Source organism: Streptomyces sp. HPF1205 (genome assembly GCF_020400825.1).
Taxonomy (GTDB): Bacteria; Actinomycetota; Actinomycetes; order Streptomycetales; family Streptomycetaceae; genus Actinacidiphila.
On record NZ_JAINVH010000066.1, the window covers coordinates 1 to 11,944 of the forward strand.

Consider the following 11,944-nt stretch of genomic DNA (forward strand, 5'->3'; position numbering starts at 1 on the left):
TCATGCGCATGGACCTGGAACAGCATCGGTCGTCAGCTCCGGGGCAGCCCGACGCACCCACACGCCGGCCGCCTCCAGGTCCACATCCGTACGGGGAAGCGCTGCCTGTTCCTCGGGGCGGGCGGGAGCGTACGCGGCGATGTGGAGCGGGCCGTCGCCACCGCAGCGGCCGGAAGTCGTACCGCGAAGGTTCATGTTTTGACCAACGCGCGCCCGTAGGGAAGGTGAGAGACGATGGGAGAGAAGCGCGGTCAGCGACCGTTCCGTACTCACAGGCTCTCATCTGAGGGGTTGCGGACATGGCGGCCAACACGCTGCTGAGCGACAGCTTCTGGAAGGTCTGCGCCCAGTGGGGTTTGATCATCGTCGGACTTTTCGTGGTGGCCCGGGCGATTGCCGCGGCCGTGGGCCCGGGTGTGAAATGGGAGTACCGTCCCGCGCAGTGGCGCATCCTGGCGTGGACTGGAATGGTGCTTCTGGCGGCCTCCTCCGTTCCGTGGACCGTCTTCTCCGTCCACGGGGACACTGGTTCCGCCGCCGACGGGGCGGGGCTGGCCATGCTGATCACCGTGGTCGTCGCCTTCGCACTTCTCGCGGCGTTCCTCCTCTTGCCTGACCGCCTCATGAGTGTTCCGCTCCCGGCCCTCTTCTGGGCGGTGCTGATGGGTCTGGACGCCGCAGCGGTGTCCGCGTTCGTGGTCGGGATCGGGAAGCACGCCTTTGCGCCGATCCCGGCGTACGTTGCGACGGGCACGGTCTCCGCCGTGGGCGTGGTGATGTTCGGACTGGGCCTCGGCACGAGGATGCGCATGCGGATCGTCGTGCGCGACGAGAAGGGGCAGGAGAGCTCTGTCGACACGGCCTACGTGGCCGGCCGGATGTCGGCCATGAGCCACAAGCCTCGCGGTCTCGAAACGCCTCAGGGCACGGACGTCCTGACGCTGCCCTCCGAGGCTGTGGCAGCGCTGCCCTCGGAGGGGAGGATGGCGGTCAGCCTCCTTCGCTTCGGGCTGACGCTCTTCTCGATCGCTCCGTGGCGGGCCGACGTCGTTCTGGTCGACGACGCGACGGCGACGGTTGATCTGCGACGGAACTCGGTCGACGCGGAGTCCACGATTGTCTACCGCTCGGAACTGGGACTGTCCGGCTTCGACCTGCCCGACCAAAAGCCCTGCACCTCCTACCTGCCTTCTCACGACGTTCTCACCGGCGCCGCCGCATTCCTGCTGGTGCGCATGAGCGAGACGCACACCAATCTGGGCGAGGGCCTCTGCGGCGCCAGGCACTGGCGGGGGCTGGCCTGCCAGATACTCGCGGGGACACCGCCGTGGGATAAGGATCCGGAGGCACGGAAGCGGCTCTATGCCACTGCGGTCGACAAGGATCCGCACAACGATGCGGCATGGGTGGGATATCTGTGGGCCCGGGAAAGCGAGCCCAGCGCGACGGGCGAGTCCGGGGAGCGGTATGTGCGCAGGCTGAGCACCCTGTACAAAAAGATCCTCCCGAAGGTCGTCCAGGATGGGGACGACGGCTACCTGCCGCTGGCCATGCGTGTCGCCCGTTCTCTCGTCTACGTGCATCGCAACCTCGCCCAGGGGCAGGAGGACGGCACACGGAAGAACCAACACGCCGCCCGTGCGAACGCTCTAGCTGCCCAATTGCAGCGGATGACGGAGTACGCCACGGCCAGCCCGGACAGGGACCTCCAGCTGTTCGGGGAGTTCATGGAGCCCTCCGCTCGCATCCTGGCGCGGGACAAGCCGTGCGGCTGCAGAGGTCCGCGGGACAACTATGACCACGCCTGCATGCTCGCCTACGACGGCCGTGAGCACTACCCGGACGCACTCGACTGCCTGGAACTCGCGGCGGACCTGCCGGAGTTGCGTGACGCCGCCCGCACTGACCCCTCCTTCAAGGAGCTGCGGAACGACGAGGAGTACCGCGAGAGGTTTGCGGATGTGACGGGCCAGCCCCGTGCGCTCGACCGGGCGGAGCAGGCGCTGCGCACGACGGCTGACGACATCAATCGATTGGCTTCCGCCGTCAGCCACCGTAACCCTCGCTTCCTCAAGCGGAATCACGCTCACGCGAACGCCGACGGCGAACGCCGAGGCCACCGTTCAGGAAAGGGTCACCGATGACATCCGCTGGCTCACAGTACGAAGGCGCGTTCGCCGAGGAATCCCCCAGTGCGTTCAGTCCGGACGCACAGGAGGGCACCCGAGAGCTGACCCGGGCGGAATGCCGGGCCGTGGTGGCCCAGGGTGCGCGGTTTGCCAAGCATGCCGGCGGAATCTGGCTACTCATCGCCGGCAAGCTCACGTCGGACAACGACGTAGTGGGGACAGACAGTCGCCTCCGGGACGTCCTGCGCGGGGTGTTCGGATACCCGGGCGTTGACGGGCCTGAGCCGCATCTGGGCATCAACCTGCTCCTGGACTCTCCAGGCGGAAGCCTGGACAGCGCCTACGCAATGGCGCTGTACCTCTCCGCCTACACCAATCACCTCCGGGTGTTCGTCCCCGGGCAGGCCAAGAGCGCTAGCACGCTGCTCGCGCTGGGTGGCGAGGAACTGCATCTATCGGCGTTCGGCGAACTCGGGCCGCTCGACACCCAGGTCCACGACCCGCGCAATCCCGCTAACCGCGTGTCCGCTCTGGACTGCTTCCAAAGCGTCGACTACGTCCGCCGGTTCGGCCGCAATACGATGGACGACCTCGTCAACGGCCTGATTCTGACGACGCAGCGGAAGATCGCCGCCGACGTGTTGCTGGACAAGGCTTCGGGTTTCGCGCTCGGGGCGGTGCAGCCGATGCTGGCGAGCGTGGGGGCACTCGACTTCGGTGGGTGGGGCAGGAGCCTGATGATTGGAGAGCACTACACGCGCAAACTGCTGGCGGACAAGTCGGCCGAGCCGGACATGGAGAGAATCAAGACGATTGCCAATCAGCTCGTGTACGGCTACACCCACCATCTGTTCCCGATAGATGTCCACGAAGCACGGCGGATCGGGCTTCCGGACGTCGGGCTGGCCGTGAAGTTCATGGACGGCGACACCTACAAGCGAGCCGACCGAGTGATCCAGTCCTGCCGTGGCCGGAGCTACATCGGCTTCCTCAGCAAGCGGGAACAGCGCCGGGAGAAAAAATCGGCGGACGTGGCGCGGCGCAGGACTGGCGGACCGAGGCGGCCGTCCGATGTGCCGGCCCTCTCGGACCGGCGACCGCAACGCACGGACCGTGCACAGGGCATGGCCTTCCCTTGGTACTGAACCGGGCACACCGCGACAGCAATCGGGCCCCGTCCAGTCCGGAATTCAGCAAGTGAGAGGTCCGCGCGGACCTTTTCGCCGACGGGTCGGGGTCACGGCCCCGCGGACCGAGCCGCCGGCCCGGATCCCCGTCATGACGGGGTGCCCGGGAGCATGTGCGCTGCCGTGCTGCGATGGGTGAAAATCAAAGTGTCGGAGAATCTGCCCTGCGTTCCGCGCAATTCAGTGGCCTGGAGGGTCGAATCTGGGGGCTGACCTGGGCGGACGTGGGTGGGACCGCCTGGAGGGCGTTTCTCTAGGCGGTGGCGTTCGTGCTGGTCAGCGGGTTGCGGGCTGAAGTGCGACGATCTGCTTGGGGGCGGGGATCTGCAGATTCGTGAGGAGGTCTCGCTGGGGCTTGGTCAGGGTGGTGACCGGCTGGAAGGTTTCGGTGGGGCCGGTGAAGGTGCCCAGGTGGAGGCGGCCGAGTTCGCGTCGGATGTGCGGCCAGGTGTCGCCGGTGGTGGTCTCGGTGATCCTGATGAGCAGGAGGGCGAGCCAGCAGAGGAGGACGTGGGCGCGGATGCGTTCTTCGAGTCGGTGGTAGACGGGCCGCAGGTCGATGATCTGTTTCATGTCGCGCCAGCCGCGCTCGACTTCGAGCAGTTGCTTGTAGCCGAGCGCGATGTCCTCGGCGCTCAGGTGGGGGTCGCTGCAGCGCAGGAGGTACTTGCCGTCGAGGTTCTCCTCGGTCTTGATCTTCGCCTGGTCGATGCGGAGTTTGCCGGCCGGGGTGGCGCGAAGGTAGCGGTTCAGACCGGGTTTGTCGGCGATCCTGCCGCGCAGTTCGCCCCGTTTGAAGTCGCTGAGCTTGTCGGTGTCGGCGATCAGGTCGGTCAGCTGGGTGACGAGTTGTTCGCGCATGTGCCGGTCGCGCTCGGCCGCTTCGAGGTTGTGGCAGATGACGAACCGGTCGGTCGGCACTGCCCGCAGCCCGGCTCGGACAGTGCGCCGGTACCTGCCGCGCCTCCCGCGACCTCGCCATTGCCGACAAGCCCGCACCACGCTCGAACGCAACAACTCCGCGCCCTGCCAGCCCTGCCGTCCCGAGCGACCGCTGCGCGCCGCAGTGTGGCCGCTGGCCTCAGTCGTCGTTCAGCGCGGGGAGTTCCAGCCCGTCCGGCAACGCTGTGCTGCCGACCTGGAGCACGACGCGGTGCAGGCGCCACTCCGCACAGTCCTGGGAGAGGATTTCGTCGCAGAACGCTTCGCGCAGCCGTACCAGAACGTCGTCCGACCGTCGTCGACGCAGATGCTGGCCTTGACGGGGTCCCCGAGTTCCAGCGCGTCGGCGAGGATCGCCGCAGCGGTCCGGCTGGTGCCCTTGCCGTTGTAGCTCCAGACGAAGGCTTCGGAGCGGCCACAGGCCCCCGTACGCAGGCCGACAAGTGGACGGCCAACCTCGCGCCGCCGCCAGTACCACACCCGTGAAGGCCACCTCCAGGTATCCAGGAAGCACGTCGAAGAAGTCGACGGCATGCCGTACAAGCTCGGCACGTTCGCGGACAACGTCCGCAGGCGGGCCGGAAAGCTCAGCCCGAGCCAACCGAAGTGGGCATGCACTGGTAGGGGGCTACGCGGTATCCGTAGCCGCTCGCGCAGCTTCGATAAATCTCTCTAGTTGTAAGCGGAAATGGATGTGTGCCTCCTCGAAGTGACTGCGAGCGCCGACCTCGCGTAAGGAGATCCTCCACATGGCCCTGTTGGCCGCTGCCGCCGCCTGTTGCAACGCTTCCGCTGCTTCAGCGACCTGGAGGGGACCCTCCAGGACAACGACCCGCACACAACGCATCAGCGGATCAAAAGCGTCGCGCAAGTCGCCGCGAAGCTGCTCCAACCGGACGAATTGGGCATCAGCATCGGGAATCTGTACGTACACGTCACCGAGCCTCCAATAGAACTCACCGATGACATGGGCCTGCTCCATAAGTTCCAGATAGGCGGTTCGACGTGCCTCCCGAGTGCGACCGTGCTGCTGGGCACGAGCTGACGCCTCCGCCTGAATCCTCGAAGCTCGGGCATTGCCCTGGCTCGTCACCCAACTCGCCAGAACAGCTGTCGCACCGGTGAAGGCCGTCACCCAAACTGCACTGTCCACCATGCAGGCAAGTCTCCCCACCCCAGCTATGGCAACAACACCACGTGCGACCTGAATCCGCTCGCCGCCAGGCAGTTCCACACACGCGAAGGCCACCTCAAATTCTGCGCAAGGCCGTTGGGCAACTGGCCGATCAACGGCTGCCGAGGCCCACCTCGATGCCATCGCCGACACCGCCGCCGGGGCCGGTCTCGGTTGCGCTGGGTCATACGGCGCGGCGGCAGCACAGCGCCAGCAGCCCGTCGACCAGCCCGGTGCCGAGGGGGCGGATCGTGTCTGCGCGCCAGCGGCGGCGCAGCTCCAGCAGCGGCAGCGGCGTCTTCTTCACCGGGCGGCTGTCGTACGCAGCACGCTTCATCAGCCGGCCCCGCACCCGCGCCGGGGGGCGGGTGCCCGTAGGGCGGCGTACTCCGCCTCCGCCTGCTCCAGTAGCGCAGCGCTGTCGGCAGCGCGGGCGTCGGACGGGCGATGGGCCAGGCAGCCCTGCAAGGACTTTCCACGCCGCCTCGGCCCTCACACCGCCCACACCGGACACGCACACTCCCCAGCACGAGAGCGACGACGCCGCAGAGCCCAGGGCCGGACGCAACTCCCTGAAGTGCTTCTGTCACAATGTCAGCTCTATAGCGCACTTCCCCTGGTGCCCAGGGCCCGAGGCACCGCCGTTACGCCCGCATGCACGAAGGAGTCACCACGCCGCCGGGCCGATCTTCGGCGTGCGACCTACGTGCAAAATTTCCGCCGCAGCCCGCTACTGCTCGCCAGCACTGCCGTCGCGGCCCCGGCTGCCAGCCTCGTCAGCGTCGGTGCTCCCTGGTGGAGCCTGCTGCTCGCCTCCACCCCCGGCGCCCTGGCTCTGATCCTGAGCACGGTAATACCGCAGGACAGCCGAGACCGCCTTGAACTGTGGCGCGAGTGGCTGCGCCACCGCAGTCGGCACCGCTCCCAGCAGCGAGGAGCGTTACCCCCAGCAGATGATCCGGCGGTGCGAACTTCCGACAGGCAGAGTGATCCACGCGGAGACCGTTAGGCTGAGCCAGCGCTTAGCCCATGGGCGTCGCGTTCCCCCTGCAGCACTCCCCCAGCCCTCACGAGCCCTTCTACCGGAGCTCCTGGACAAGCAGTGGCCTCGCCCAACTGCCGCCTCAGCCGATGAAGTCGCACTTACAGCTTCTGCTGCTTCACTCCGGGGGGCAGGAGACAGGGGGTCATGACGGTGAAGTCCAGCACTTGGGGGGACTTGTAACCCGAGACGTCGATGGTGAAGTTCTTCTCCGGGCTGCGCGCCTCCAGAACGACCGGGGGGTCTACGGAGTCGTCGTCGCGGAAGCTGTCGATCCGGTAGCCGAGCTTCTTGAGGTCGGCCATGACCCGTCTGGCCGCGTCGCCCTGTTTTTCCCGCGTCAGCGGCGCCTCGGCCCGGTAGATGAGGGTGTACCGGCCGTCGTGCATGAGTTCATCGTGTGCGCCGATGCAGTCGTTGAACTCCGGCTTGACGGTCCCCTTGACGATTTCGACGCCGGCGCTGCGGGCCATGGACTGGGTGAAGTGGGTCGCCCATGCCTGCGCGTCGGCCCGGCTCATCCGCGGCAGCGGCGCGTTCGGGTCGTCGTCGCTTGATGTCATGCATCCTCCCAGCAGTACGGATGAGACGAGAGCCAGTGCGAGCGGACGTAGTCGGGCTGTTCTCATCACGAGGGCCCCTGTGCGGCATGCAGGAGGGTCGGCGTCTTTCCGGCGATGATTCTGCCCATGTTCAGCAGGCCGTCGGTACCCTGATTGAAGTAGCTGCTGTGGTCGCCCGGCGCCACTGTGATCTCGTTTGCGCCGAAGTCGGTGGTGGTCGGGTCCGGGCCCAGCGTCAGGTTGGACGTCCACTTGACGATCGGGTCGTGCGGCGATGCTCCCGCGTACACGTGGTCGGCAGGCATGCCCAGATCCGTGACGTTCGTGATTTCCATACCCGGGCTGCCGACCACGACGATGTCGTCGGCGCCCAGGTGCCCGCCTTTGGCGGCGGAGCCCACGAGCGTCGAGCCGTAGCTGTGGCCGATCACCGTGATGTGGTGGTGCGCGGGCCCCTGCGCCGCGCGTGTGCCCTGGATGAAACGGCGGAAGGCCGGTGCGCCGTTGTCGGCTCGGGTGGTGGTGGCGATGCCGAGGTCGGCGACGGACGGCATCTCCGGGGCGTTGTAGCCGAGCCAGTACACCGTCGAGACGGGGCCGCTTGGATGGGCCAGGCCGGCGGCCTGTTGCAGCAGGTCGATGCGCTTGAGTCCTCCGGCCGTGCTGGTGATCGTGTTGCCGGTGCCCGGGACGTACACCCCCACGTGGGTTGCCGTGTCGGGGTCGCCCATGGCCACGACCGCCTTCCCGTCGCCGCCGGCGCTAAAGCCCAGGAGGTACAGCTCTCTGCCGGGCGGGGCGGTGTCGTAGGAGTCCAGGGCGAGTTTCAGACTCATCAGGTTGCCGTACCGGGGGTCGATCGGGGTGGTGGTGGCGATTCCGGCGTCGTGGCCGGTGGCGAAGTCGGGGTTGTCGAGTTGCTCGTCGAGCCAGATGCGGTTGGCGTCGTTCCTGACCGTGGCGGGGAGGCCGTCAGTGCTGCCGATGAGCTGCGGGTAGAACAGCGTGTAATCGCGTTGCTGGTCCGGGCTGAGGCCGTGCCACCACTTCGCGGCAGCGTCGGGGTCCTTCGGCGGATGCGGCGTGCCGATGCCGAGGACGTCCATGGCTGACTGCGCGTCGGTGCCCGCCTCGTTGAACGCGTGCGGCCGGTACTGCCCCATGATGTCGCCGTGGAGGATGGCCAGCGCGTTGCGGCCCTCGTTCGACGCCTCTTCAGCGGCGGACAGTGCGGCGGCGATGCGTTGGCGGTATCCGGCCAGTTCGGGCTCCTGATCGGCTGCCTCGTAGCGGTTGTGGACCCTCGGTGGGCTGATGGTGCCGTCGTCGTCCACGCTGTAGCCGTTGGATTCTGCTTCCCTGACGGTGGTGCGCAGGTCGTTGTGGGCCCGGGTCATGCGCTGGTGGACGGTGTCGAGGACGGCGTGGACGGTTTCCGCCTCGATCCGTCCGATGGCCAGGCGGTTTTCCACCCCGGTCATGAAGCCGAACGCGGCGTCGGCGGCCTCGCCGGTCCAGCCATCCTTCTTCAGCGGGCCGGTGACCTGCCGTTGGTGCTGGGTGTGGGCGTGTTCCAGTTCTTGCGAGAGGGCGTGCCACCTGTGGGCCGCCTCGGCGACGCCTGTCAGGTCCAGCCGCCACAACTGCAGGAACGACGCGGGCATCGGTCAGATCCCCTCGAAGTCGCGGCCGGTGAGGGTCTCGTTCCAGTCGTGGCTGGCCGCGCACTCCCGCAGCGCTTGCGCGGTCGCCGATATTCGTTCCTGCAGTCCCCGCAGCGCCGGTCTCCAGGAGTCGGCCAGTTCCTGGAGTTCCGCGCCGATCAACCAGCCGCGAAGTGCTTCCGAGGCTGCTTCGGTTGCGGTCAGTGCGTGGCCGATCCGCAGGTGCAGGTCCTCGCTGTTGACACCGTCGGCCATGGCGGCAGACGTGCGTAATGCGCCCGGTGTGACGTTCAGATCGCTCATGACTGCCCCCCGGAGTGCTTCGGTGACCAAACGTGACCCTATCCGGTCGGTAACAGGCTCGCCCTGGACGGTGCGGGTTGTGGCCGAGATCACCGCACAGCACGCACAGATCAGCCCTGACGGCGCGCAGGAAGAGGCGGGACCCAGAACGTTGCCGCCCTCACCATGGCGACCGCCCTGGCCGGTGCGGCCACAGGCACGGCACCACCGCGATACACCGGGCACCGGCCAGCCCCCCGGCCGGGGAACCGGGCGCGCCCGATTCCCGGCCGGTGTCGCTCGCGCGCGTGGCAGGCCTGCTCCAGCAGAGTGGACTGCGCGCCGCACATGTTCCCCGGCGGTGCCCGCGACCGGCAGAGGTCGCGCATGCGATACCCCCCTCGTACCGCGGCAGCCGGCCTGATCGCCTGCGCCGCTGCCCTCGCCCCCGTGCCCCGCCGGGGCCACCACGTCTCCGAGGGGAACGGGATCCGCCGCAGCCCGGCCGAACGACCGGATCGCATGTCCGCGCGGGTTCGTGTGCATCTACCCCGACATCGACTTCGCCGGCCAGCCCTACGTCAAACGCGCCACCGACGGCAGCGTCCGCCACCTGCCGGACTACATCCGCGGCAAGGGCAGCTCCGTCATCAACAACAGCGCCCGGACCGCGCGGGTCTACCAGAAGGACAACTACTTCGGCCGGCACGTGTGCGTCGGCCACGACGGCGGCACCATCAGCGACCTGCGCTCCTACCAACTCAACGACACCACCCACTCACTGCGGAACAACGACAAGCCCTGCGGGGCATAGGACCAGCCGGCCGCGCCGGCCCGGGGCCGGACGACGACAGTGCGAACTGCGACCGGTGCCGGGCTGCAGCCCTGCCACCGCCGGCGCGCCGCCCCGGTGCCCCGGGCACCGGGGACAGCCGGGACCGTCCCGCACCACATGCTCGCCGCCGCCTGGAGGCGAGAAGCCCAGGCGTCCCGGCCACCGGGAGCGGTGGCCGGCACAGCAACGGGCCACGGCAGCTTGCGATTTATCCCGTAGGAGCCTCGGTGCCTGGCTCGCATACTGGTCCGATGAGCCCGATCTCCACACATCATCGGTTCCGGGACCCCCTCAGCACGAAGTACGACTTCCTCGCGGCAGTCCTCGTGCGCTGTCCCGCCTGCCAGAAGATCGCTCACGTCGTAGCAGGTCCGGGCTCGACCGGAATGCACGATCCGCACGTTTTTTCGCCACGGCGTCTCGTCTGCCGGAACTGCGGGAGGGCGAAGGAATGGAGCCGTGGAGATGTGGCCCTGCACCAGGACCGGTACGAGCCGGCCACAGACCCGTACTTCGGTGTCCGTCTGTGGCTGCAGACCGAGACCCGGCACGGATGGGTATGGGCCTACAACCTGGAACACCTGAACCTGATCAGGCGATTCATGCAGGCGCCACTACGCGAAGGGATTCCCTGGCACGACCACGGCCGGAAGATGACCGTTGCGGCCCGCCTGCCCGCATGGATGCAGCAAGCCAGGAACCGTGAGGAGGTGCTGCGGGCCATCGCCCGCATCCACGCCTCGCTGCTGCGCGCCTGATCCGGGAACACCGCCCCCTGCTCGCCACGCATCCCGTGACACGTCCGGGCTCAGTGCCCATCTTGCGATGCCTGGGGCGTGAGTGCGGTTCGCCGGATTTGAGGACCAGACCGACGTCCCCCAAGAGCCACGGCAAACGCGATGCGATCCTGCGTGCCGGGCCACCGTCGAGACAAGAGCCCGCCGCAGCTGCCCCGCGTCCATCCGGCCCTGTTTCATGCCTGCGTTGACCGCACGGGCCCGTCAATGCACAGTACGGCGTCGATCAGCTCGAACAGCGCGTCCGCGCAGGCCCTCAGGCAGCGGTAGAAGTCGGCCCGGAACCGGGACAACACTGTCAGGCACTCCGTGCGTACAGCGTCGTGCAGCAGACTCACCCTCACGGCCTTGCTTGATCAACAACATCCGAACCCCCACATGATCACATCGGGGCTGTGCTCCCGTCCCCTTCTTGGTGACCAAGCCCGAGCGGGGAACCGCACCACCCAGGCGCTGCGTTGGTCGTCCAGGAGGAGGAGTCCGCGTGAAGAAGACACGGCAGCGCGACCGTGACGCGCCGGGACCGCAGACGCCCTGGGACGAGATCGTGCCGGGACTGTGGATGGGCGGCCACTATTGGACCGATCCCGCGGGCGAACTCCAACCGGTCGTGGTCAGCAGCGAATTCGACCTGGTGGTAAGCCTGTTCACCCGCTCCGGTCACGGTCCGCAGCCGGGCGTCGAGCACCTCGTCGCCGAGATCCCCGACGGCCCCCTCACCGCCCAGCAGATCGACGCCGTGCAGCAGCTGGCACACGCCACCGCACACGCGGTCGCGGCCGGCCGCACCACCCTCGTCCGCTGCCACTGCGGCTACAACCGCTCCGGTCTGGTCGTGGCGCAGGCCCTCGTCCACCTCGGCCACGAAGCCACCGCAGCGATCCGGCTCATCCAGCACAAGCGGTCTCCATGGGCCCTGAACAACCAGACCTTCCAGGACTACCTGACCACGGGCCTCGACGTCGCCTACCTCCTGACAGGACTCCAAGGTTAAAACCAAGCTCAGGCGATCGGCACGTCCAGCATGGTGTCCGGGCACGCCTCGGCCAGCTCCTGAAGTGCCCGGTGCTCCGCACCGTCCACGGACAGGGCCCAGCGGGTCTTCACCGACACCCAGTCGTCCAGGTACTGGCAGCGGGCGTCCTCGGCCGGCGGCATCCACTCGGCGACGTCCTGGTCCGCCTTGCTCCTGTTGGACCTGGCGGTCACCGCCACCAGGGAGCGCGGGTAGCCGAGGTCGTTGGCGTACAGCTCACGGCGCCTGGCCGTCCAGCCGTACGCCCCGGAATCCCAGGCCTCCGCCAGCGGCACCATGTGCTATCCGCAGCC

At 67.8% G+C, this 11,944-nt stretch carries 12 protein-coding genes; 5 read left to right on the plus strand and 7 right to left on the minus strand.

The genetic code is table 11. The features are described 5' to 3' along the window. The first annotated feature begins 299 nt into the window (after positions 1-299). The gene (locus tag K7G61_RS35100) at positions 300-2,144 is read left to right on the plus strand and encodes a hypothetical protein (protein WP_225851212.1); all 1,845 of its coding nucleotides are present in this window, start codon (positions 300-302) and stop codon (positions 2,142-2,144) included. After that, positions 2,141-3,274 (plus strand): ATP-dependent Clp protease proteolytic subunit, encoded by a 1,134-nt coding sequence (locus K7G61_RS35105; protein ID WP_225851213.1) that lies wholly within the window; start codon positions 2,141-2,143, stop codon positions 3,272-3,274. The genes K7G61_RS35100 and K7G61_RS35105 overlap by 4 nt, the downstream gene beginning before the upstream one ends. A gap of 318 nt (positions 3,275-3,592) precedes the next feature. On the opposite strand, the gene K7G61_RS35110 is transcribed toward K7G61_RS35105, so the two are convergent. The 6 genes from K7G61_RS35110 to K7G61_RS35135 form a co-directional block, all read right to left on the minus strand. Further along, positions 3,593-4,237 (minus strand): hypothetical protein, encoded by a 645-nt coding sequence (locus K7G61_RS35110; protein WP_225851214.1) that lies wholly within the window; start codon positions 4,235-4,237, stop codon positions 3,593-3,595. A gap of 649 nt (positions 4,238-4,886) precedes the next feature. Then, positions 4,887-5,414: a hypothetical protein gene (locus K7G61_RS35115; protein WP_225851215.1), complete on the minus strand. Its 528-nt coding sequence runs from the start codon at positions 5,412-5,414 to the stop codon at positions 4,887-4,889. A gap of 202 nt (positions 5,415-5,616) precedes the next feature. Further along, positions 5,617-5,769 carry a hypothetical protein gene (locus K7G61_RS35120; RefSeq protein ID WP_225851216.1) on the minus strand — a complete coding sequence of 51 codons (153 nt, stop codon included), beginning with the start codon at positions 5,767-5,769 and terminating at the stop codon, positions 5,617-5,619. 806 nt (positions 5,770-6,575) lie between these two features. Beyond that, positions 6,576-7,037, minus strand: coding sequence for a hypothetical protein (locus K7G61_RS35125; RefSeq protein WP_225851217.1), 462 nt, complete (start codon positions 7,035-7,037; stop codon positions 6,576-6,578). A 65-nt stretch (positions 7,038-7,102) separates the two neighbouring features. Then, positions 7,103-8,701 (minus strand): alpha/beta hydrolase, encoded by a 1,599-nt coding sequence (locus tag K7G61_RS35130; protein ID WP_225851218.1) that lies wholly within the window; start codon positions 8,699-8,701, stop codon positions 7,103-7,105. Positions 8,702-8,704: 3 nt separating this feature from the next. Continuing rightward, entirely contained in the window at positions 8,705-9,004 is a 300-nt protein-coding gene (locus K7G61_RS35135) for a hypothetical protein (protein WP_225851219.1), read from the minus strand. A 496-nt stretch (positions 9,005-9,500) separates the two neighbouring features. Here K7G61_RS35135 and K7G61_RS35140 point away from each other — a divergent pair, with 496 nt between their 5' ends. The 3 genes from K7G61_RS35140 (at position 9,501) to K7G61_RS35150 (ending at position 11,609) form a co-directional block, all read left to right on the plus strand. Next, on the plus strand, positions 9,501-9,797 hold the full coding sequence (locus K7G61_RS35140) for a peptidase inhibitor family I36 protein (RefSeq protein WP_225851222.1): 297 nt from the start codon (positions 9,501-9,503) through the stop codon (positions 9,795-9,797). 488 nt (positions 9,798-10,285) lie between these two features. Beyond that, on the plus strand, positions 10,286-10,576 hold the full coding sequence (locus K7G61_RS37210) for a hypothetical protein (RefSeq protein ID WP_308190803.1): 291 nt from the start codon (positions 10,286-10,288) through the stop codon (positions 10,574-10,576). A gap of 523 nt (positions 10,577-11,099) precedes the next feature. After that, positions 11,100-11,609, plus strand: coding sequence for a protein phosphatase (locus K7G61_RS35150; protein ID WP_225851221.1), 510 nt, complete (start codon positions 11,100-11,102; stop codon positions 11,607-11,609). 8 nt (positions 11,610-11,617) lie between these two features. Here the strand turns inward: K7G61_RS35150 and K7G61_RS35155 are convergent, their stop codons facing one another. Continuing rightward, complete coding sequence (locus K7G61_RS35155; RefSeq protein WP_308190804.1) at positions 11,618-11,929, minus strand: HNH endonuclease family protein; 312 nt, start codon at positions 11,927-11,929, stop codon at positions 11,618-11,620. Positions 11,930-11,944: the final 15 nt, after the last annotated feature.

Coding starts and splice junctions, on each gene's coding strand:
- K7G61_RS35105 (WP_225851213.1), top strand. CDS start 2,141: ATGACATCCGCTGGCTCACAGTACGAAGGCGCGTTCGCCGAGGAATCC.
- K7G61_RS35115 (WP_225851215.1), bottom strand. CDS start 5,414: ATGGTGGACAGTGCAGTTTGGGTGACGGCCTTCACCGGTGCGACAGCT.
- K7G61_RS35120 (WP_225851216.1), bottom strand. CDS start 5,769: ATGAAGCGTGCTGCGTACGACAGCCGCCCGGTGAAGAAGACGCCGCTG.
- K7G61_RS35155 (WP_308190804.1), bottom strand. CDS start 11,929: ATGGTGCCGCTGGCGGAGGCCTGGGATTCCGGGGCGTACGGCTGGACG.
- K7G61_RS35130 (WP_225851218.1), bottom strand. CDS start 8,701: ATGCCCGCGTCGTTCCTGCAGTTGTGGCGGCTGGACCTGACAGGCGTC.
- K7G61_RS35135 (WP_225851219.1), bottom strand. CDS start 9,004: ATGAGCGATCTGAACGTCACACCGGGCGCATTACGCACGTCTGCCGCC.
- K7G61_RS35100 (WP_225851212.1), top strand. CDS start 300: ATGGCGGCCAACACGCTGCTGAGCGACAGCTTCTGGAAGGTCTGCGCC.
- K7G61_RS35125 (WP_225851217.1), bottom strand. CDS start 7,037: ATGACATCAAGCGACGACGACCCGAACGCGCCGCTGCCGCGGATGAGC.